At 65.9% G+C, this 21,978-nt stretch carries 13 protein-coding genes and 2 pseudogenes; 2 read left to right on the top strand and 13 right to left on the bottom strand.

Going from position 1 to position 21,978, the window contains the following annotated elements:
* Positions 1 to 24 precede the first annotated feature (24 nt).
* The 3 genes from H7K34_RS05755 to fdxA form a co-directional block, all read right to left on the bottom strand.
* Positions 25 to 2,385, bottom strand: coding sequence for an amino acid permease (locus H7K34_RS05755; protein ID WP_264060825.1), 2,361 nt, complete (start codon positions 2,383 to 2,385; stop codon positions 25 to 27).
* Positions 2,386 to 2,481: 96 nt separating this feature from the next.
* Positions 2,482 to 3,582 (bottom strand): succinyldiaminopimelate transaminase, encoded by a 1,101-nt coding sequence (gene dapC, locus H7K34_RS05750; RefSeq protein ID WP_264060823.1) that lies wholly within the window; start codon positions 3,580 to 3,582, stop codon positions 2,482 to 2,484.
* 42 nt (positions 3,583 to 3,624) lie between these two features.
* On the bottom strand, positions 3,625 to 3,951 hold the full coding sequence (gene fdxA, locus H7K34_RS05745) for a ferredoxin (RefSeq protein WP_066814753.1): 327 nt from the start codon (positions 3,949 to 3,951) through the stop codon (positions 3,625 to 3,627).
* A 438-nt stretch (positions 3,952 to 4,389) separates the two neighbouring features.
* On the opposite strand from fdxA, the gene H7K34_RS05740 reads away from it, so the two are divergent.
* Entirely contained in the window at positions 4,390 to 4,722 is a 333-nt protein-coding gene (locus H7K34_RS05740) for a hemophore-related protein (RefSeq protein ID WP_108924603.1), read from the top strand.
* Positions 4,723 to 4,821: 99 nt separating this feature from the next.
* Here H7K34_RS05740 and H7K34_RS05735 read toward each other — a convergent pair whose 3' ends face one another.
* The 3 genes from H7K34_RS05735 to mshB form a co-directional block, all read right to left on the bottom strand.
* Entirely contained in the window at positions 4,822 to 7,392 is a 2,571-nt protein-coding gene (locus H7K34_RS05735) for a bifunctional FO biosynthesis protein CofGH (protein ID WP_264060980.1), read from the bottom strand.
* A 109-nt stretch (positions 7,393 to 7,501) separates the two neighbouring features.
* On the bottom strand, positions 7,502 to 7,966 hold the full coding sequence (locus H7K34_RS05730; RefSeq protein ID WP_264060822.1) for a hypothetical protein: 465 nt from the start codon (positions 7,964 to 7,966) through the stop codon (positions 7,502 to 7,504).
* A gap of 92 nt (positions 7,967 to 8,058) precedes the next feature.
* Entirely contained in the window at positions 8,059 to 8,964 is a 906-nt protein-coding gene (gene mshB, locus H7K34_RS05725; RefSeq protein WP_264060821.1) for an N-acetyl-1-D-myo-inositol-2-amino-2-deoxy-alpha-D-glucopyranoside deacetylase, read from the bottom strand.
* Positions 8,965 to 9,057: 93 nt separating this feature from the next.
* Between mshB and H7K34_RS05720 the strand changes: the two genes are divergently transcribed.
* Positions 9,058 to 9,666, top strand: a complete 609-nt coding sequence (locus tag H7K34_RS05720; protein WP_264060820.1) for a TetR/AcrR family transcriptional regulator — start codon at positions 9,058 to 9,060, stop codon at positions 9,664 to 9,666.
* Positions 9,667 to 9,674: 8 nt separating this feature from the next.
* Here the strand turns inward: H7K34_RS05720 and H7K34_RS05715 are convergent, their stop codons facing one another.
* The 7 genes and pseudogenes from H7K34_RS05715 to H7K34_RS05685 all read right to left on the bottom strand — a co-directional run bounded on the left by H7K34_RS05715 (position 9,675) and on the right by H7K34_RS05685 (position 21,654).
* Positions 9,675 to 11,528: an ABC transporter family substrate-binding protein gene (locus tag H7K34_RS05715; RefSeq protein WP_372510701.1), complete on the bottom strand. Its 1,854-nt coding sequence runs from the start codon at positions 11,526 to 11,528 to the stop codon at positions 9,675 to 9,677.
* A gap of 135 nt (positions 11,529 to 11,663) precedes the next feature.
* A complete protein-coding gene (typA, locus tag H7K34_RS05710) occupies positions 11,664 to 13,553 on the bottom strand; it encodes a translational GTPase TypA (RefSeq protein WP_264060818.1) in 1,890 nt (629 codons plus the stop codon).
* A 68-nt stretch (positions 13,554 to 13,621) separates the two neighbouring features.
* Positions 13,622 to 14,692, bottom strand: a complete 1,071-nt coding sequence (locus H7K34_RS05705; protein WP_264060817.1) for a GGDEF domain-containing protein — start codon at positions 14,690 to 14,692, stop codon at positions 13,622 to 13,624.
* Positions 14,693 to 14,878: 186 nt separating this feature from the next.
* A complete protein-coding gene (gene narI / locus H7K34_RS05700; RefSeq protein ID WP_264060816.1) occupies positions 14,879 to 15,610 on the bottom strand; it encodes a respiratory nitrate reductase subunit gamma in 732 nt (243 codons plus the stop codon).
* Positions 15,611 to 15,621: 11 nt separating this feature from the next.
* The gene (narJ, locus tag H7K34_RS05695; RefSeq protein ID WP_264060815.1) at positions 15,622 to 16,281 is read right to left on the bottom strand and encodes a nitrate reductase molybdenum cofactor assembly chaperone; all 660 of its coding nucleotides are present in this window, start codon (positions 16,279 to 16,281) and stop codon (positions 15,622 to 15,624) included.
* A pseudogene (gene narH, locus H7K34_RS05690) lies at positions 16,278 to 17,953 on the bottom strand (nitrate reductase subunit beta). The gene narJ and the pseudogene narH overlap by 4 nt, the downstream one beginning before the upstream one ends.
* Positions 17,954 to 17,987: 34 nt before the next feature.
* A pseudogene (locus tag H7K34_RS05685) lies at positions 17,988 to 21,654 on the bottom strand (nitrate reductase subunit alpha).
* Positions 21,655 to 21,978: the final 324 nt, after the last annotated feature.

Raw genomic sequence — 21,978 nt, 5'->3', positions numbered from 1 at the left:
GGGTGGCCGTCCACACGTTAATGCTCAGCTGGTGTTGGATTGCGGTGGCCCGGCCCGGCCGGCCTGTGCCGGGTCCTCCACGATGTGGTACATCGGGTCGACCATCGACATCGGCCGGTTGCCGCTCTGCCTGGGTTTGCCGGTGACGCGCAACAGCTGGCCCGGTTGAATGTCGGCTCCCCCGCGGCCGGATTGGAAGACCACGCTGATCTCGCCGCTGTGGTCGCCCACCACGATCGACCGAATGGTGCGCCTGCCTTTGCTGGTGTCCTCGACCTCGTTGACCCGCCCTTCGAAGGTGGCGCTACGCCCGGGAATCAGGCCCGCGACGGTAATCACCGAACGCGACGGGTCGGGATGCTCGTAGGCTTCGACCTTCTGGTCTTCGTCACGGGTGACCCATTCGCCGAATTTTTCGAGTTCGCGCGCGATCCTTTGCTCGAAGCGTTCCGGGTACGCTTCCTCGATCCGCGTTTGGACGTCGTAAGGGACGATCGTCGCCGCCGCATCCGGGATCATGCTGACCGCCCGGGAGATCTTGTCCGCGGTGCGGTCGTGAAGTAGTCGGCCCACCAACGGGTTATACGTGCGGCGTGGCAACAGCGCCGTCACATTGGTATCCCGGTGTTCGTCACGAGCCTTCGCGATAAACAGCTGTGCGGCCCGAATGACCCGCCGGTCCGGGCAGTCCACGACTCGCAACCTGGTGTCGAGTTCGAAGTGATCCCAGCGCTTTCGTATTTGCGCGGCATAGGCGGCGTCGACCATGAAGTGCACCGCGATCATTTCGTCGGCCCGCAGTCCCTTGCCGTAGCGCAGCGCTTCGATTACCGCGAGGTCGACCGAGTTCACGAACACGAACACCTTGTGCCGCGCGTACTTCACCAAATCGGGCCGGTCGGTGCGGAACATCTCAAGAATTGCGGCCTCAGCCCGATATTCCTGATTCAGCCGCATCAGCAGGAACACCAGTATCGGGAAGACGACGACTACCAGCCACGCCCCCTCGGTGAACTTCGCCACCGCGAAGATGCCGACCACGATGGTGGACAGGATTCCCGCGGACAGGTTGATCACCAACCGGGTGCGCCAGCCGGGTTCCCGCTTGGTCAGATGGTGTTTGGTCATGCCGTAGCCGGCCATCGAAAATCCGGTGAACACGCCGATCGCGTAGAACGGGACCAGCGCGTTGACCGAACCGCCGGTCGTCACAAGCAGAATCACCGATAGTGCGGTGAGCGCGATGATGCCGTTCGAAAACACCAGGCGGTGACCGCGTTTCATCAATTGCCGGGGCAGGAAGCGGTCTTCGGCGACGAAACTCGCCAGCGCCGGGAACCCGTTGAAGCTGGTGTTTGCACCGGTGAACAGAATGGCTGCCGTTGCCGTCTGGACCAGGATGTAGAAGACGTTGCCAACCGTGCCACCACCGAACACCGCGCGGGCAATCTGCGAAAGAACCGAGGGGTATTCGCTCTGGTACGGCGTCGCGTGCGTGGCGTACGCGAGATAGGCGACACCGGCGAGCAAGATTCCCAGCACGGTCGCCATCGCGGTGAGCACGCGACGTGCGTTGCGGCCCTGCGGCTTTCGAAAGACGTCGACCGTGTTGGAGATCGCCTCGACCCCGGTTAGCGAAGAACCGCCGTTCGCGAACGAGCGCAGCAAGGTCAGGAGCGTCGCCCCCATCACCAGGCCGTCACCATGATGTACGGGCACCGTTCCGGGCATTTGCGATGGGTCGTAGACCGGCAGATCGCCGATGATGACCCGCGCGATGCCCACCACGATCATCAAGCCGACCATCAGGATGAAGAAGTAGGTGGCAAACGCGAACTGCCATCCCGCCTCCCTCAACCCGCGCAGGTTCAAGAAGCAGATGAGCAGCACCACACCGACCGTGATTTGCAGGCTGTGCGGCCCCAACGCCGGGATGGCCGACACCACCGCCACCGTCCCGGCCGCCGACTGCACGGCGACCGTGACCACATAGTCGATCAACAACGCCGCAGCGGCGACCTGAGCGACCCGCGGCCCGAAATTCTCCCGCGCCACGATGTAGGACCCGCCCGCGCGGGTGTAAGCCATCACGACCTGCCGATACGACGCGGTCACCAGCACCAGAATCAGCAGGATGACGCCGGTCAACGGAAGCAGTAAGGCAAACGCCGCCAGCCCCGCCGCCGGCAGCAGTTCGATCAAAATCTGCTCCGGACCATAGGCGGTCGACGAGATCGCGTCGGGCGAAAGCGCGCCCAGCGCAACCGGATTCGATAGTTTCTCGCCTGCGAGCTCCTCAGTGATCAGCGGCTTTCCGAGAAAGATGCGCTTGGCGATCTCCTCAACCGACAGCGGGAGGCGCAGTTTGCTAGCCGAAGTTGTCACGACAACATTCCTTACCCCGAGCGGTTGGGTAATGCCTTCGATGCATTGTGCCGGTTGCGCGGGTCGACGGTAGCGGCGATGCGCGATTTCTCGCGATCAGGCCGTCCGCGACGCGCTGAGCCTTTGCACCGCGGCCTCGATGCGCTCGTCGGTGGCGGTCAGGGCGACGCGCACATGGCGCCCACCGCGCGGGCCGTAGAACTCTCCCGGTGCCACCAGGATGCCCTGGTTGGCCAACCACCCGACGGTGTCGCGCGACGGCTCGCCACGGGTAGCCCACAGATACAGCCCGGCCTCGGAATCGTCGATGACGAAACCCGCGGTGCGCAGGGCCGGCGCCAGGGCGGCCCGGCGTCGGGCGTAGCACTCGCGCTGCACCTTTTCGTGGTCGTCGTCGTCCAGAGCGGCCACCATGGCGGCCTGCACCGGTGTCGGCACGATCATGCCGGCGTGCTTGCGCACCGCCAGCAGCTCGGCGACCAGGCCCGGATCACCGGCGACGAAGCCGGCCCGGTACCCCGCCAGCGACGAGCTCTTCGACAGCGAATGCACGGCCAGCAATCCGGTGTGGTCACCGTCGCAGACGGCGGGGTGCAGCACCGACAACGGCTCCGCCTCCCAGGCAAGCCCCAGGTAGCACTCGTCGGACGCCACCACGACGCGGCGTTCCCGCGCCCACCCGACGACCTTGCGCAGATGCTCGAGGCCCAGCACACGTCCGGTCGGGTTGCCCGGCGAATTGAGGTAGACCAGCGCCGGCGACTGCGGCCCCAGTTGGGTCAACGAGTCCGCGCGGACGACCTGCGCACCGGCCAGCCGGGCGCCGACGTCATAGGTGGGGTAGGCGAGCTCGGGAACCACCACCACATCGGCGGGACCGAGGCCCAACAGAGTCGGTAGCCAGGCGATGAGTTCCTTGGTGCCGATCACCGGCAACACGGCGGACTCGGCGAGCCCGGTGACGCCGAAGCGGCGACCCAGGGCCGCGACCACGGATCCACGCAGCTCGGCAGTGCCGGCGGTCGCGGGATACCCGGGTGCGGAGCTAGCGGCCGCCAGCGCCTCTTGAATCACCGGCGCGACGGGATCTACCGGGGTCCCGACGGATAGGTCGACGACACCGTCCGGATGGGTGCTGGCCAGCGCTTTCGCGTCGGCCAGGGTGTCCCAGGGAAATTCCGGCAGGGACGCCGACACGGCAGGCCGGCCCCCCCTGGGCTCCTGCAGCACTGGTCCCCCTTAGTCTCCTTCGCCCTGCGGCGGCAGATCCTTGACCGCTTGCGGGTCATTCTCGGTCATCCCGACCTTGGCCGCACCACCGGGCGAACCCAGCTCAACGAAAAAGTCGGCGTTGATCTGTGTGTATTGGCTCCACTGTTCGGGCACGTCGTCTTCGTAATAGATCGCCTCGACGGGGCAGACCGGCTCGCAGGCCCCACAGTCCACGCACTCGTCGGGGTGGATGAAAAGCATCCGAGCGCCCTCATAAATGCAGTCGACGGGGCATTCTTCAATACACGCCTTGTCTTTGATGTCGACGCAGGGTTCGGCGATCGTGTACGTCACGGACGACTCCTCAACGTTTACTCGATGTAGTGCTCGTGTGGGCTGCTGTTAACTTCGCCGCGACGCATCCGGCCGCCAAAGCAAAGCTTTCGGTTACTGATACTAGACGTTGCACATACACGTCAACCAGTTGGCACGCCACGATGATTGCCGAGTTTCCATACGGGCAGTCTCGCAGCCGTGCAGGTCGCCGCATCGACTATTCGAACGCGGCGACGAGATCGGCGAGCAGTAATCACCCAGACGATTTCCGCCGTGTGACCAACGTCACCCCGGTGTTGGTTCTGTGGATAGTTACGTTCGGGGCCGGGGCTACGAATAAACGTGAAACAAAAGAACGCCCGCAGCGGCTGGTAGCCTCGTCCGAGACGGCAGCCATTAGGGCAGATCAGATAGCCGTCGTTGGCTTTGTAAATCCGGGGAAGGTGTCCAAGCATGATGACGCTGTCGTTAAGCAAACTGGCAGCCGCGGTCGGTGGTGCGGCAGTGGCGTTGAGCGCCGCGGCGGGGGTTGCTTCGGCAGACCCGCTGGATCCGATCATCAACACAACCTGCAGCTATCCGCAGGTGATGGCGGCACTCAACGCCAACGATCCGGCGACCGCCCAGGAATTGAACAGTTCGCCGTTCGCGCAGAACTACATCCGGCAGTTCCTCGCCGCTCCGCCGCCCAAGCGCCAGCAGATGGCTGCGCAGATCCAGGGCATGCCGGCCGCCGCGAAGTACTTCAACACGATCCAGCAAGTCGCGGTCGTCTGTAACAACTACTGAGCCCAACCGCTGGCGCAGTAAGCCTTGAGCAGTAGCCGCAGTCGGCCAAGCGTTGCGGGCCGGCGCGGCTGCGAATTCGCCACTGGGAGGCGTCAACAACTATGCAGCCAGTGGGCTGTAGTCGGTGGTGCGCTGGCGCGCCGGGCGACCGATCCCTTCGGCGATAGCGGCCAACTCCGCCACCGTCTTCGCCGACCCGTGTTCGGAGCCGGCCATCCGAGAGATGGTTTCCTCCATCAGCGTGCCGCCCAGGTCGTTGGCGCCGCCGTTGAGCATCACCTGGGTGCGCTCGGTTCCGAGCTTGACCCAGCTGGTCTGAATCGAAGAGATGCGGCCGTGCAACATGATTCGCGCCAACGCGTGCACCGCCCGATTGTCGCGGTGGGTGGGGCCCGGGCGGGCCGCACCGGCTAGATACAACGGTGAACTTTGATGCACGAACGGTAGTGGCACGAATTCGGTGAAGCCACCGGTGCGGTCCTGAATTTCGCGCAGCACATTGAGGTGGCCGACCCAGTGCCGTGGGCTGTCGACGTGTCCGTACATCATCGTCGACGACGACCGCAGGCCCACCTCGTGCGCGGTGGACACGATGTCGATCCACATCGAGGTGGGCAACTTGCCTTTGGTGAGCACCCAGCGCACTTCGTCGTCGAGGATCTCGGCGGCGGTGCCCGGGATGGTTCCCAGCCCGGCCTCGCGCAGGCTGATCAGCCACTCGCGAACGCTCAACCCACTCTTGGTCACGCCGTTGGCGATCTCCATCGGGGAAAAGGCGTGCACGTGCATCGACGGGACCCGGGCCTTGACGGCGCGGACCAGGTCGGCGTAGCCGGTGACGGGCAGCTCGGGGTCGATCCCGCCCTGCATGCACACCTCGGTCGCACCTTCGACGTGCGCCTCCCAGGCGCGGTCGGCCACCTCCTGCGCGGACAGCGAATACGCGTCGGCATCGCCCTTGCGTTGCGCGAAAGCACAGAACCGGCACCCGGTGTAGCAGATGTTGGTGAAGTTGATGTTGCGGTTCACCACGAACGTCACGTCGTCGCCGACTGTGTCGCGGCGCAGCGAATCTGCCAGCGCGGCAACCGCTTCCAGCGCTGGGCCATCCGCTGTAGCCAGGGCCAGGTACTCGTCGTCGGTGCAGCCGGCGGGGTCGCGCTCGGCCGAGCGCAGCGCGGCGAGCACGTCGGTATCGATACGCTCGGGGGCGTTGGCAGCCAGCTCGTGCACCCGCGCGCGGATCGATTCCCAATCACCGAACGCACTGTCGAGATCGCTGCGCGCCTCGCTGTTGCGGCCCTCGGTATCGATCGCCGCATTGAGATCGACCCGTCCGGTCGACTGTGCTTCGTCGGGTTCCTGCCAGGGCATCCCGGTGGGGTTGACGTCGCGAGCCAGGCCGGTCTCCGGATCAGCCAGCGCCACAACATGTCCCCGCACCCGCGGGTCGATCCACGCGGCACCCGCCTGGACGTACTTGGGCTGCGCGGTCAATCGCTGCACCAAGTCGAATCCCGCCTCGGCGGTCACGGCGGCCAGCTCGTCCAGAGCGGGCCAGGGCCGTTCGGGGTTGACGTGGTCGGGCGTCAGAGGTGACACCCCGCCCCAGTCGTCGACTCCGGCGGCGACCAGCGCCAGGCACTCTTCGCGGGACACCAGATTGGGCGGTGCCTGGATACGCATGCCGGGACCGAGCACTAACCGCGCTACCGCGATAGTCGCCAGGTAGTCCTCGATGCCGGTATCGGGGACACCCGCCATAGCGGTGTGTTGCTTGGCCCGGAAATTCTGCACGATGACTTCTTGAACATGACCGAATTCCTTGTGCGACTTGCGAATCGCATGCAACGTATCGGCCCGCTCGTCCAGCGTCTCCCCGATGCCGACCAGCAGGCCGGTGGTGAACGGAATCGACAGCCGGCCCGCATCGGTAAGCGCGCGCAGCCGCACCGCGGGGTCTTTGTCCGGGCTGCCGTAGTGCGCAAGCCCTTTCGTCTCGAAGAGCCGCCGCGACGTCGTCTCGAGCATCATGCCCATCGACGGCGCTACCGGCTTGAGCAGCGACATCTCCGACCAGCTCATCACGCCCGGATTCAGGTGCGGCAACAGCCCGGTTTCCTCCAGCACGCGGATCGCCATCGCGCGCACATAGGACAGCGTCGAGTCGTAACCGCGTTCACCGAGCCATTCGCGAGCCTGCGGCCAGCGGTCCTCCGGGCGATCGCCGAGAGTGAATAGCGCTTCCTTGCAAGCTAGTTCGCCGCCACGCCGGGCAATGTCGAGGATCTCGTCGGGCTCCAGATACATGCCGGCGCCCTGGGCGCGAAGTTTGCCCGGCACGGTGACGAACGTGCAGTAGTGGCAGCTGTCCCGGCAAAGATGAGTGACGGGGATGAATACCTTGCGCGAATACGTGATCGGCAGCCGGCCGTCTACGCCGCGCCGGCCCGCCGATTCCAGCCCCGCGTCGCGCACCCGTGCCGCGCTCGCGCACAAGTCGGCGAGGTCGGCACCGCGCGCGGTCATCGCCACGGCCGCCTCGCCGGCGTTCAGCGCAACGCCGTCACGAGCCCGGCGCAACACCCGCCGTAGCGCAGACGCGCTGGCCTTCGGCGGAATAACGGGATTTCCCAGAGCGGTGGGCTCCTGGCCCGGAGTCAGCGGCACCTTGGTGTAACTTCCCAACGATCGAATTTCATCCGCGCGTCCCAGTATCTAAATTTCGGCAACCCTATCCGGTGCCATATGCGCAACATTAGCGCCAGGCCGGTACTTGTCAGCCGTAGTGGTGGCCGTGCCGGAACATCACGATCACCGGCGGTGTCACCCCGAGCACGATCAGCAGCAGGGCGCCGTAGGCCATCAGACCACTACCTCCCAAAATGAGGTCGTCGGCGGGACCGCCCATGCTGATCACCGCCACCGTCAGCAGCCACGTCCACAGCGGCAGCGCCGCCCCCCGCGCCGAGCGGGTCCATCGGCTGGCTGCCCAGACCAGTGCGGCGTTGACCAACCCACTGATCAAACCGCTGATCGGAAACGGGATGGTGCCGATATAGACAGGCAGCAGCAGGGCCCCGGCTAACGCGGATAGGACCCCGTCGACGGCCAACAGCGCCAGCACCACGACGCGGATAGCGGGGTCCGTCGGGCCGCCATCCTCAATGGACACGGCGCGTGGCTTGGTTTCGGTCAGGTCGGGACGCTGTCGATGTTGGACATGATGGAGCCGATAACCCACTGCAAGCTGTCGAGTCGGTCCTGCCAATGCTGCAGGTTAGGGTCCAGGTCGGGGTCCATACGAATTCCTTCCGTGGCTGCCTGCATCGCAGCCTACCGCGCGGCGGACCCGCCGAGATCTAGTCCCGCGAGCAGATCGGTCTCCCAACCGCGCCCATCGCGATCCCCGGCGGAGCCGGCGACCAGAACGTAATGCTCGTCGCCAAGGATCGGCAGCGCCATGTTGTTCGACAGGGCACAGGCTCGCCCGGTCGGCCCGACGACCACCTGCGTGGCGTGCGCGCCGAGCGCGGCTACCTTGGCGGCCAGTGCATCTGGCGGTGTCGCCACGACGGCGTCGATCGACTCATCGGGATACCCGAAGTCGAATTCCTCTTGGGGCAGGATCGTCCACCCCGGCAGCAGATCGTCGCGGTCCAGGGCGTGCCAGGCGGTCAGGAATGCGTCGACCGCGAGCACCGTCCAGTAGAACTTCGGCACCGTCCACGGCTCGCCCGGGTAGTCGGCGCCGCCGGCCGCTTCGACCGCGGCGGTGGTGACGGCGTGGGCGCGGATGTGGTCGGGATGCCCGCATCCGCCGTTGGGGTCGTAGGTCACGACGACGTGCGGGCGCAGCCCGCGAATGATGGCGACCAGCTCCCCGACGGCCTCGCGCTCGTCGGCGTCGACGAATCGTTCGCGGCGCCGCTTGTTGTCGGTGCCCGCCATGCCCGAGTCGCGCCAGCGTCCCGCTCCGCCGAGATAGATCGGCGCACCGATGCCCAGCGCCTGCAATGCCGCGGTCAGTTCGCCGATCCGGTAGCCGCCGAGTTGGTCCGCGCGGTCGACCGCGAGCTCGGCCCAGCGGTCCCCGATAACCTCGCCCTCCTCGCCGAGAGTGCAGGTCACAACGCTCACTTGCGCCCCGCGGGCGGCGTAGTACGCGATCGTCGCGCCGTTGCTGAGGCTCTCGTCGTCGGGATGCGCGTGGACGAACAACAGCCGCGGAGTCTCAGGCATGGACGCACCCTACCCGCAGCCGAACCGGTAATCTCGGTCGTTGTGTTGCACCGAGGCGCACCAAATAGGAACGCCTACGGCTACTATCGAGAAATGCCGCAAGCCACTCAAGAAGCGCCGACTGGTATCCGCAGCCGCCGCCGCGGCGAGGTGCTCGAACGCGCGCTCTACGAGGCCACATTGGCCGAACTGGCCCAGGCCGGATACGGCGGGCTGACGATGGAGGGAATCGCGGCCCGCGCCCAAACCGGCAAAGCCGCGCTATACCGGCGCTGGTGCAGCAAGCACGACCTGGTGCACGCCGCGCTGGTGTTCGCGCTGCCGTCGCTCCCCGAACCAAGGTCCGGGCGGTCGGCGCGCGAAACTCTGCTGACGGTGTTCACCGCGCACCGCGACGTCTTGGCGGGCAAGACCGGTTTCCCCGGTCTGGACATCATTCACCAACTGCTGCACGAACCCGAGATGCGCGCCATCTTCGCCGACGCCGTGGTGAGCCCCCGGCTGAAGATCATCGATTCGATCCTGCAGGCCGCCGTCGAGGCCGGCGACATCGATCCGGCCACGCTGACCCCGCTGACCGCGCGCATCGGCCCGGCCCTGATCAACCAGCACTTCCTGCTCACCGGCGAACCACCGAATCGCCGCGAGCTGGCACTGGTCGTCGACACCGTGATCCCGCCGCGAGCGTCCCGCGACGACTGATCTCGCGGTTAGGGCCCGGTTTTCACCCATTGACCGGCGTCGCCGACGATGCCGACCGGCACCGCACCCGTGAGGCTGACGTTCTGCACGCTCGGGCCCGCACCGACGATCGTGGTGTCCTGCAGGATCGGCAACACCGTCGACATGTTCCACAGCCGCGGTTCCACCGCGGTGATCACGTCGTTGATGCTCTTGGTGCCGTTGAGAGCGGCATCGATGTTGGATTGGATGCTGCGATCGCAGATCCCGGTGAGGTTCGACGGCGCCTGCACCAGCGCGCCGGGGTCGGGCGGACGACTGGGCTCCGTCGGGGTGGGCGTCACCGGGGTGCCCGGCGGCGCGGCCGGTGAGGTCGAGGCGACGGGTGTGGTCGTCGGCGGCGCAGTGGCACTCGGTACGGTCGTCGCCTCCAAAGCGGGGCAGCCATAGCGCGATGCCAGCAGCGTCGCCAGGTTTCCACCGGCCTGATGCCAGCCGACGATGGCGTCCACCTGGTTGTTGTTCAGCGCGTCGCGATACAGCGTGACCGGATCCAGTGCCGCCACCGACGCAGCGATGCCGACGTTGCGCAACTGGTCGGCGGCGGTGTTGGCCACGGCCACCGAGGTCGGGTCGTTGGACGCCACCCCGATCACCAGCGACAGCTGCTTGCCGTCCTTGCTGATCCGGCCGCGAGTTGCTTCCGGCGGCCCGGTAGTCGGCGCAACGGTCGTCGACTCGGGCACCTGAGAGCTGTTCTCAACCTGATACCCGGCTGCCGAAAACAACGCCAGCGCAGCCTGTTTCGTCATCGCCGGCGGCGCGGTCGGTTCGTAGCCGGGGTCGCTGGGGGCGCGGATCTGAGCCTGGTCCAGCGAGATGGTGTTGTCGCTGCCGGCGCCCACCGCGGCGAGCAGGTCGACATCGAGCAATCCCAAAATCCCCTTGCGGACCGCGGTGTCGGCGAGCTTTGGCTGGTTGGCGCGCAGCGTGAGCTGCATGACCCGCGGCGTCATGATCCGGGCGGTCCGCACCTCGGGGATGGCCGACAGCTGCGCGAAAGACGCCGAGCCACCGTGCACCTGAGCGACCTGGGTATCGCCGTTGCGTACCGAGTCGGCAAGCGCCGCCGGCGCACCGGCACGACGGAACTGGATCAGGGCGGGCTTGGCGGGCGGCCCCCAATACCGGTCATTGCGTGCGATCAGGATCTCGTCGCGCTGCGGGTCGATATTTTCCACCCGGAATTGCCCGCCGGTGACCGTCAGCGACTTGACCAATCCGGCGGCGAAGCCGCCCGGCACATCCTTGACGATGTGCGCCGGCAGCAGATCGCTGAACAGTTCCTTCCACGCCGGATACGACCGCGCGAAGGTGACGACGGCCTGCTTGCCGCCCTCGAGCGACTGCACGCCGGTGATCAGGTCATAGCCGGCCGGGTCGACCACGCCAGGTTGGGTGACCATTTGATGCCACAGGTACCAGAAGTCGTCGGCACCGATGGGCGCGTTGTCGGTCCACTGCGCCTCGGGCCGGATCTTGTAGGTCACCGTGAACGGGTTCTGGTTGGTCACCTCGGCGGACACCAGCAGGGTCGGGTCCAGCTCCCAGCGTGAACCCGTGGCTGTGTTGGGATCGGGCACCGGCCGAAATGCGCTGGGCAACACCAGGGCACTGATCGCCGCGTTCACCGGAGACAAGTCGGACAGCAGATGTGGGTTGAACCCGGCGCCGATCGAGTCGATGCCCATGATGATCTGGGTGATGCGCTGCGGCGGCGGCGGCGTGTTGTGCGGAGTGTCGGTGCTCTGCGGTGCCGGCGGCGGGCTGACGGTGCAGGCCGCCACCGTCAGGCCCACCAGCGCGAGCAGCACGCCGGCCATCAGCAAAATGTGGCGGGCGCGGTGCAGCACGACCATCAGGGTATCGACCGCCCACCCGGCGGCAGCACGACCATCAGGGTATCGACCGCCCACCCGGCGGCTTCGCGAATCCTGCCCGCGTTGGGCAACAACAACCTAGCCCCGAGCCTTGGCTCGGGCCTTGCTGCGCGCCCGGGAAGTGGCGTCCAGCTCGACCTTGCGCACCCGCACGATCTCCGGAGTCACTTCGACACACTCGTCGACCGCGCAAAACTCCATCGCCTGCTCCAAGTCGAGTTCCAGCGGACGGGCCAACGTCTCGATGACGTCGGCCGTCGAGGACCGCATGTTGGTCAGCTTCTTCTCCCGGGTGATGTTGATGTCGAGATCCTCGGCGCGCGGGTTGATTCCGACGACCATGCCCTCGTAGGTGTCCTGGCCGGGCTCCACGAAGAACTGGCCGCGGTCGGCGAGCTGGATCATCGCGAACGGCGTGATGGCGCCGGACCGATCGGACACCAGCGAGCCGGTGTGCCGGGCCCGGATCTCGCCCGCCCACGGCCGGTAGCCGTCGAACACCGCGTTGGCGATGCCGGTACCGCGGGTCAGGGTGAGGAAGTCGGTACGGAATCCGATCAGGCCGCGGCTGGGCACGATGAAGTCCATCCGGACCCAGCCCGCCGCGTGGTTGGTCATCTCCTCCATACGGCCCTTGCGGCCGGCCATCAACTGGGTGATCGCGCCGACGAACTCCTCGGGGCAGTCGATCGTCATGGCCTCGAATGGCTCGTGCAGCTTGCCGTCGACGGTCTGCGTGACGACCTGCGGTTTGCCGACCGTGAGCTCGAAACCCTCGCGGCGCATCTGCTCGACGAGCACCGCCAGCGCCAGCTCACCGCGGCCTTGCACCTCCCATGCATCGGGCCGGTCGATCTCGACGACCTTGATGGAGACGTTGCCGACGAGTTCGGCGTCGAGTCGCGACTTCACCATGCGAGCGGTCAGCTTGTGGCCCTTCACCTTGCCCGCCAGCGGCGAGGTGTTGGTGCCGACGGTCACCGAGATGGCGGGCTCGTCGACCGTGATGCGCGGCAGCGCGTGCGCGTGATCGAGGTCGGCGAGGGTGTCGCCGATCATGATCTCCGGAATGCCCGCGACGGCGACGATGTCCCCGGCGATGGCCTCGTCGGTGGGCGTACGTTCGACGCCCTCGGTCACCAGCAGCTCGGTGATCTTCGCGTTCGTGATGACGGGATGGGAGTCCACCTCGCGCATCCAAGCGACCTGCTGCCCCTTACGGATCCGGCCCTTGTAGATGCGGATCAGCGCGAGTCGTCCGAGGAAGGCCGACGCGTCGAGGTTGGTCACCAGCGCCTGCAGCGGCGCCTCGGGATCGCCCTGCGGCGGCGGGATGTGCTCGAGCAGAACGTCGAACAGCGGATCGAGGTTGTCGCCCTCGGGGTTCTCGCCATTGGACGGCTCCGTCGTGCCGGCGATGCCGGCCCGGCCCGAGGCGTACAGCGTCGGCAGGCCCAGTGCGTCCTCGGCTGCCTTCTGTGCTTCCTCGTCGAGGTCGGATGCGACGTCGAGCAGCAGGTCGTGACTCTCCGAAACGACCTCGGAGATCCGGGCGTCCGGCCGGTCGGTCTTGTTGACGACCAGGATCACCGGCAGGTGCGCGGCCAGCGCCTTGCGCAGCACGAACCTGGTCTGCGGCAGCGGGCCCTCGGAGGCGTCGACCAGCAGCAGCACGCCGTCCACCATCGACAGCCCGCGCTCCACCTCGCCACCGAAGTCGGCGTGGCCCGGGGTGTCGATGACATTGATGACGGTCGTCGTGCCATCCGGGTGCTTGCGATGCACGGCCGTGTTCTTGGCCAGGATCGTGATGCCCTTTTCCTTCTCCAGGTCCCCGGAATCCATCAGGCGTTCGACCGCGTCATCGCCACGATGCGTCAATGCGCCGGACTGGCGCAGCATCGCATCGACGAGGGTGGTCTTGCCGTGGTCGACGTGAGCGACGATGGCGACATTGCGGAATGGCACGTCGGTGATTGTGGCAGCGGGGGCCCATCAATAGCGAACTGAGCACCTCAACGCTCTCAACACCCCTGCTAGGAGCTCGCGTCCTGAAGCGCCTGATTTCCACCCCGGCGTTTGGCCGCATACATCGCGTGGTCGGCGAGGACGACGAGCTTTTCGACGAGAGCGCCCCCGTCGCTCGTGTACAGCCGCTCCAATTCGGCGTTGGCGGTGCCGATGCTGGCCGTGATCCCGGACGGATGCCTGGCGATCGCCTCGCAGAGCAGTGCGGCAAGTGGCGCGACGTCGCCGGGCGTGCATGTCAGCGCGACGAGAAATTCCTCCCCACCGGCGCGGCACACGATGGCCTCGGCAGGAGCGTGATCGCGCAGTAGCCCGGCCACTACCTGTAAAAGGCGATCGCCGGCGGCATGACCGCTGGTGTCGTTGATGCGCTTGAAATCGTCGAGATCGGCCATCATCACCGCGAGATGAGTGTGCCCGGCAGGGTGGTCGGCCAGGCGGAGGCTGACCGATTCGGTGAACGCCCGTCGATTCAGCAAGCCGGTGAGCGGATCTTGCTCGGCGCGCTGCACATACGTTGCCATGGCCAGCGACATGCCCCAAATGATCAGCGGCACCGCGAAATTCGGATACCAGATCAGCCAGAACGCCGCGGCCGCGGTGGCCAGACCGGCTTCGTCGGCCAAGCGCAGCGCCGCCGTCATCGCGGCCACCGCGACGATGGCGGCGTTGAGCATTAGCAGACGTGGGCTATGAAACAGCGCGACGTAGGCTCCGGTGACCACCAGGGCCGCACACGCGAGCGCAGCGAACGTCGCACTGGGCTGGGCCACGCTCCAGCCGCCGGTTGACAACATGCCCGTGACCGCCGCGATGCGCGATTGGCGCCGCGTAGGCCAGTGCGTCAGCCAGAAGGCGACCGAACCGACGGCGAACACGACGACCAGCACGCCGATGATCGCGCTCGTCACGCTGGGCCGGCGCTGGGTGGCCAAGACAGTGAGCGGCACCCACACGGCAGACGCGGAGACGATCGCCAGGATCACCTGCGCCGATCGAATCAGGTCACGCTCGCGCAGAAAGGAGGTCACCCAATCGAACTGATCGGGCCGGCTCCACCACGATGTCAGCCGCGACATCGGTCAGACGACCTTCGCATCGCGGCCGGAATCCTCAGTAGTGACAAACGCTTCGCAACGTAGAAAACGGTAGGTCAAGGCATTCGCGGTGGCAACAGGGCGGAGCGGCCGCACCCTGCGTTTCGTCGTCCAGGACGCACGGTCAACGCCGACATCGCACGCTTGACGGCCTAAACGGGGCCGCTGCTACCAGCCGCGCCGGCGCGGTGCGGAACCGACCAATTGGTGCTTGTCCGCCACGTCGCGACTGCGGTAGACGATGTAGGGCCGGAACAGGTAGCCGATCGGCGCGCTGAACGCGTGTACCAGCCGGGTGAACGGCCACAATGCGAACAACGCGAGGGCGATGAACACGTGAATCTGGTAGTAGAACGCCGCGTGTGCCATCAGGTCCCCGCGGGGGTCGAGCATCCAGATCGACCGGAACCAGATCGATACTTTGCGCCGGTAGTCGTGCAGCTCGCCGAAGTGCGTGGCACCGGCCAGGGTGCAGCACATCCCCGCCACCAGTGCGCACGCCAGCACGACATACATCAGCTTGTCGTTTCGGGTGGTCGCCAGAAACACCGGCGCGTAGGTGCGCCGTCGGTAGATCAACAAGCCGATGCCGGTAATGGCCGCTATGCCGGCGGGTACACCGAGTAGCAGGGCTTGCAGGTGATAGAGGTGATCGCTCACCCCGAGCCACTCGGTCAGGGGTTCCGGAACGAACAGACCGATGACGTGGCCCATGATGACCATCAGGCTGCCGAAGTGGAACAGCGGGCTGCCGATCGACAGCAGCTTGGACTCGTAGATCTGTGACGAACGGGTGGTCCAGCCGAACTTGTCATACCGGTACCGCCACCAGGTGCCCACAGCCACGATCGCCAGCACGACGTACGGCGCGTCGTCCCAGAAGATCTCGAGCAATTTCATGTGCACGGCCGTCAGCCCCCGCTGGTGCGCTTCGGTGGAACGGTCAAGGTAAACGGTTGTAGCCCAACGGATTCCGCGGGCGGACCAGCCTTGGCAAGCCGCTCTGCACGGCGGGCCTCCTGGTTGGTCGCGACCGGCAGCGTCTCGCAGACCGCCGTGATGGTGTGCGCGTAGGGCGACCCGGTAGCCGTCAGGGCACCCGACAACACGTCGATTGGCACCCGGTGTTCGATCAGCAACCGCCGGCCGATCTCGGGGTCGACGGTAGCGGCGAATTCCAGCACGACGGGCAGATGATCCGGCGCCTCGCAGTGCGGCGGCTCCACACCCGCGCCGCGATAGGCGTTGGCGAACACCAGCATTTCGTTGCCGCGGTTACGGGTGTCCCCCGCGGTCCAATAGGTCAGATACATCGTGGCGCGCCGGCGCATGTCGAAGGTGTCAACATAGTTGGTCGCGGCGGCCATCGGCCCGAAAGCCCTTAGCGCCGTGACCGTCTGCCCAAGAAGCTCGACGGCCCGCCCGCTGAGGTGGCCCATCAGTTCGTCGACGGTGGCCAGTCGCGCGGTGTGCCCGTCGTCCGGATAGGCCAGCAGCAGGGACGCCGCCTGCCACACCAGCCGGTCACCGATCGCGCCGCGGCGTTCCCGGGACCGGGTCAGCAGCCTCATCGCCGCACCGAATCCGAGTCGGGGAATAGGCCGGCAGGCGCGCCGTGGCCGTCCCAGTTGAGCAGGTTAACCCGGGCACGGCGATGCCCACCGGGGGGCGGTTCCTGACCCTGCTGGCGTTGCCGGAGCGCGTGGAAGGTCTCCACGGCGACAGGCACCGGAGTTCCGCTGCCCTCGCCGAACGGACCGTGTTCATACATGCCCGGACCGTCGTCGTACGACAACGAGCAGCCCATCTCGTCCGGCTTGGACGGATCAAAAGCCGCGGCCGGCAGATCCGCCGCGTAGGACGTCGGAATGACATAGCGCTCTTCGTATTTCGCAATGGCCAGCAGCCGGTACATCTCGTAGATCTCTTCCTCGGTCATCCCGACCGAGTACGGAATGTGCGGTTGGGTTTCGCGGCCGAGGTTGATGTCACGCATATAGGACCGCATCGCGGCCAACCTCTTCAACACGCCCGCAACGACTTCGGTGTCACCCGCGGTGAACAACTCGGCCAAGTACTGGATCGGGATGCGCAGCGATTCCAGCGCGCCGAACAGATTGCCCAGGTCTTCGCGTCGTGACCGTCGTGGCTGACCGCATCGACCACCGGTGACAGCGGCGGGATGTACCAAACCATCGGCATGGTCCGGTATTCCGGGTGCAGCGGCAGGGCCACCCGGAAGGTGTTGATCAGGGCGTAGACCGGTGACTGCTGGGCCGCCTCGATCCACTCGTCCGCGATGCCCTCTGCCCGCGCGCCGGCGATCACCTCGGGGTCGTTGGGGTCCAACAGGATCTGACGCTGCGCCTCGTAGAGGTCGGCGTCGTTCTCCACCGATGCCGCCTCGAGTACCTTGTCGGCATCGTAGAGAACCAGCCCCAGGTATCGCAGCCGACCCACACAGGTCTCCGAGCACACGGTGGGCAGCCCGACCTCGATGCGCGGGTAGCACAGCGTGCACTTCTCGGCCTTGCCGGTCTTGTGGTTGAAATACACCTTCTTGTAAGGACATCCGGACACGCACATCCGCCAGCCGCGACAGCGGTCCTGGTCGACGAGCACGATGCCGTCCTCGGTGCGTTTGTACATCGCCCCCGACGGGCACGAGGCCACGCAGGAAGGGTTCAGGCAGTGCTCGCAGATCCGCGGCAGGTAGAACATGAAGGTCTCTTCGAGCTTCAGCTTGATCTCTTCGCTGACCTTCTTCAAAATCGGGTCGTTGGGCACGATCTCGGGTGAGCCGGCCAGGTTGTCGTCCCAGTTCGATCCCCACGAAACCTTCATCTGCTCGCCGCTGATCAGGCTGCGCGGCGCGGCCGTCGGGAAGGTGTCTCCGGCCGGCGCCTGGGTCAGGTTTTCGTAGTCGTAGGTCCACGGCTCGTAGTAGTCGCCGATGGTGGGCAGTCTGGGGTTGGCAAAAATCCGCAGCAACTTCTGCAGGCGCCCGCCATCGCGCAGCCGCAGCCGGCCCTTCTTGTCGCGAATCCACCCGCCGCGCCAACGGTCCTGGTCCTCATAGGTGCGCGGATAGCCCACCCCGGGCCGGGTTTCGACGTTGTTGAACCACACGTACTCGGTCCCGGAGCGGTTGGTCCAGGCCTGTTTGCAGGTCACCGAGCAGGTGTGGCAGCCGATGCACTTGTCGAGGTTCATCACCATCGCCATTTGCGCCATGACCTTCATAGTTGATCTCGCTCCGCAAGGGTCGGTCGGGCTATCAATACGTCACGTCCTGGCTGCGGCGGCGCACCACGGTCACCTCGTCGCGCTGGTTACCGGTAGGACCCAGGTAGTTGAACGCGAATGCGTGCTGGCCATAGCCACCGGCCAAGTGGCTGGGCTTGATTCGCACCCGAGTCAGCGCGTTGTGGTTGCCGCCGCGCTTGTTGTTGGTCTCGGTGCGTGGCGTGTCGATCGTGCGTTCTTGCACGTGGTAGACGAACACCACGCCGTCGGGCATGCGGTGCGAGACGATCGCCCTGCACACATAGATGCCGTTGGCATTCACCGCCTCGATCCAATCATTGTCGCTTACTTGAATTTTCGCGGCATCCCCGGGACTCATCCACATGGTCGGACCACCGCGGGACAACGACAACATGTACAGGTTGTCCTGGTAGGTCGAGTGGAAGGACCACTTCGAATGCGGCGTCAAATACCTTACGGTGAGCCCAATTCCGTCGTATCCAAGCTCGGGCTGGTTGAACAGCCGCGCCATGTCCAGCGGTGGCCGGTACACGGGCAGCTGTTCGCCAAGCTCCTCGACCCAGTCGTGGGCAAGGTAGAAGTCCATTCGCCCGGTAAGTGTGTGGAATGGTTTGAGGTGTTCGATATTGATCGTGAACGGGGCGTAGCGACGGCCGCCTGTCTCGCTGCCGGACCACTCCGGGCTGGTGATCACCGGGACCGGCCGCGTCTGGGTGTCGGCGTAGGTGATGCGCCGTTCCTCGCTGCCCTCGGCCAGATGCGCCAGCCGTTGCCCGGTGCGCTTCTCCAGCTCCAGGAAACCCTCGACCGCCAGCCGGCCATTGCAGGTACCGGACAGGGTGAGAATCACGTCGGCCATCCGCTTGGCCGTGGTGATCGCCGGACGACCAGCGGCCACACCGGAATTCATCACCCCGAACTTGGCGGCCAGCTCGCTGACCTCGCGGAAGGGATGCACGGTGTAGCCCTTGACGGTCACGCCGAACTTGTCCACCAGCGGCCCCAGGGTCACCCACTTGTCGTAGATCGCGGTGTAGTCGCGCTCCACCACGGTGAGCTTGCCCATCGTCCGGCCGGGCACCGGGACCTCGTCGCCTTGCAGCCAATCACGCTGTACGCCATCCGGATACGCCATCGCGTCCGGGGTGTCATGCTGCAGCGCGGTCAGCACCACATCGCGGCGGGTTCCCAGATGGCGCTGCGCCATCGCGCTGAACGCGCGTGCGATGGCGGCGAATGCATCGAAGTCCGAACGAGTTTCCCACGGCGGGTCGATCGCCGGGCTGAACGCGTGCACGTACGGGTGCATGTCGGTGCTGGACAGGTCGTTCTTCTCGTACCAGGTGGCGGCGGGCAACACCACGTCGGACACCAACGTCGTCGACGTCATCCGGAAATCGATCGACATCATCAGGTCGAGTTTGCCCTCGGGAATTTCGGTGTCCCAGTTGACGTCTTGAGGCCGTACGCCCTCCGCCGGCGGCTCGGACTGGACGTTGGAGTCCGTGCCCAGCAGATGCTTCAGAAAATACTCGCCGCCCTTGCCCGAGGAGCCGATCAGGTTCGAGCGCCAGACGGTGAGTACCCGCGGCCAGTTGACCGGATTGTCGGGATCGGCGATCGAGAGTTTCAGCTTGCGCTGGGCGAGTTGTTCGGTGACATAGTCGGATACGTCGCGCCCGTCGGCTTCCGCCTCGTCGGCCACGTCGAGACTGGATCGACGGACTCCAGCCCATCGCCGACGCGGATGCCAGCAGGTCGACCGTGTGCTTGTCCTCGAACTTGCCGGTGCCCAGTGGGCTGGCCAGCTTGTCCGCGCCGTAGCCGTCATAGCGCCATTGGTCGGTGTGCACATACCAGTAGGAGGCGCCGGGTACCTGGCGCGGCGGGCGCGACCAGTCGCTGGCGTTCGCCATGGTCTGCCAGCCGGTCAGTGGACGCACCTTCTCCTGGCCGACGTAGTGTGCCCACCCGCCGCCGTTGCGTCCCATCGATCCGGTCAGCATCAACAGCGCCAAAACCGAGCGGTAGATCACGTCGCTGTGGAACCAATGGCAGATGCCACCGCCCATGATGACCATCGACCGGCCGCCGGATTCCTCTGCGTTGCGGGCAAATTCCTTGGCGATCCGGATCGCCTGTGCCGCCGGAACACCGGTGATGGATTCCTGCCATGCCGGGGTGTTCTGCTGAGTGGGGTCGTCATAGCCGGTGGGCCATTCGCCGGGCAGGCCGTCGCGCCGGACCGAGTAATGCGCCAGCATCAGGTCGAACACCGTGCACACCAGATGCTTGCCGACCCGGCGCACGGGTATCCCGCGGCGCGCTGTTTCGCCGTGGCCGTCGATCGTGTCGAAGCTGGGCAGATCGACCGGTGCGCAGTCGTATTCGCCTGCTGCCCGTGCGACGCTGAGCGCCGGTATCAACGAACCCAGGTCGAGGTTCCACTTTCCGACGCCGTCTTCGCCGTAGCGGAACCCCAGCGATCCGTGTGGCACGACGACCTTGTCGGTAACCTCGTCGAGCAGCGCGGGTTTGAACGCCGAGTTCTCGACTTCCTCGCCGATATCGGCTGCGGTAAGGAACTTTCCCGGCACCATCGCGTCGCCGCGCTGGTCGAGCTTGATCAAAAACGGCAGATCGGTGTAGCGGCGGACGTAATCTACAAAGAACGGAACATGGTTACGCACATAGCATTCCGTCAAAATAACGTGGCCCATCGCCATGGCGAGCGCGGCGTCCGTACCGGCGGCGCAACGCATCCACTCGTCCGCGAACTTGGTGTTATCGGCGTAATCCGGGCTCACCACAACAACTTTGGAGCCACGGTAGCGCGCTTCGGCCATCCAGTGAGCATCCGGGGTTCGGGTGATCGGGACGTTGGAACCCCACATCATCAGATACGACGCGTCCCACCAATCGCCGGATTCGGGCACATCGGTCTGGTCGCCGAACACCTGCGGCGACGCTACCGGCAGGTCGGCGTACCAGTCATAGAACGACGTCATCACGCCACCCAGCAGGGAAACGAACCGCGAGCCCGCGGCATGGCTGACCATCGACATCGCCGGGATCGGCGTGAAGCCGGCAACGCGGTCCGGACCGTAGGTCTTGATGGTGTGCACGTGGGCCGCCGCGATCATCTCGCTGGCCTCGGCCCAAGTCACCCGGACCAGCCCGCCCTTGCCGCGGGCCTGCTGGTAGCGACGCCGGCGCTCGGGATCGGCCTGGATGTCGGCCCAGGCCAGCACGGGATCACTCAGCCGGGCTTTGGCCTCGCGGTACATCTCGACCAGCACGCCGCGGGCATACGGATAGCGCACTCGGGTGGGCGAATAGCTGTACCAGGAGAACGAGGCACCCCGGGGGCACCCCCGCGGCTCGTATTCGGGCCGGTCCGGGCCGACGGAGGGATAGTCGGTCTGCTGGGTCTCCCAGGTGATGATCCCGTCCTTGACGTAGATCTTCCACGAGCACGATCCGGTGCAATTGACGCCGTGCGTCGAGCGAACCACCTTGTCGTGGCTCCATCGATCGCGGTAAAACACATCGCCTTCACGCCCGCCGCGCCGGGTGACGGTGCGCATATCCGCCGAGAACTCACCGGGCGTGAAGAATCGCCCACTGCGTTCCAGTAGCTCCTCGAGCGCCCCACCGACGTGTGGTGTCGCAGTCAAGCGTTAATCCTCCCTAACTCAATGACGCGGCGTCGCGGCGCCGGGTTCGAATTCCCCGACCCCGATCGCGATGTGTTGGAGAGTTCTCGGCTGCTCGCCCCCGCAGCCTTTGGTCAGTGTCCGCGCCATCAACCTGAGAGTTGTGCGTCGAGGACGGTCGGGCCCCGGCGTGAAAGCCGTGCCCCACCGCCCTGACCACCTTCGGGATAGCTAACTGCATGCACAACGAGGTTAAGGGTTTGGTGACGCTTGTACCTTCCAGTTTCACGCGTGTCCGCTGCAATAGAACTGAATGTTGACTGCGGAAAGACTGTGGACTTATCG

The organism is Mycobacterium montefiorense (assembly GCF_025823255.1).
Taxonomy (GTDB): Bacteria; Actinomycetota; Actinomycetes; order Mycobacteriales; family Mycobacteriaceae; genus Mycobacterium; species Mycobacterium montefiorense.
This window is presented reverse-complemented; position numbering and strand designations above follow the sequence as displayed.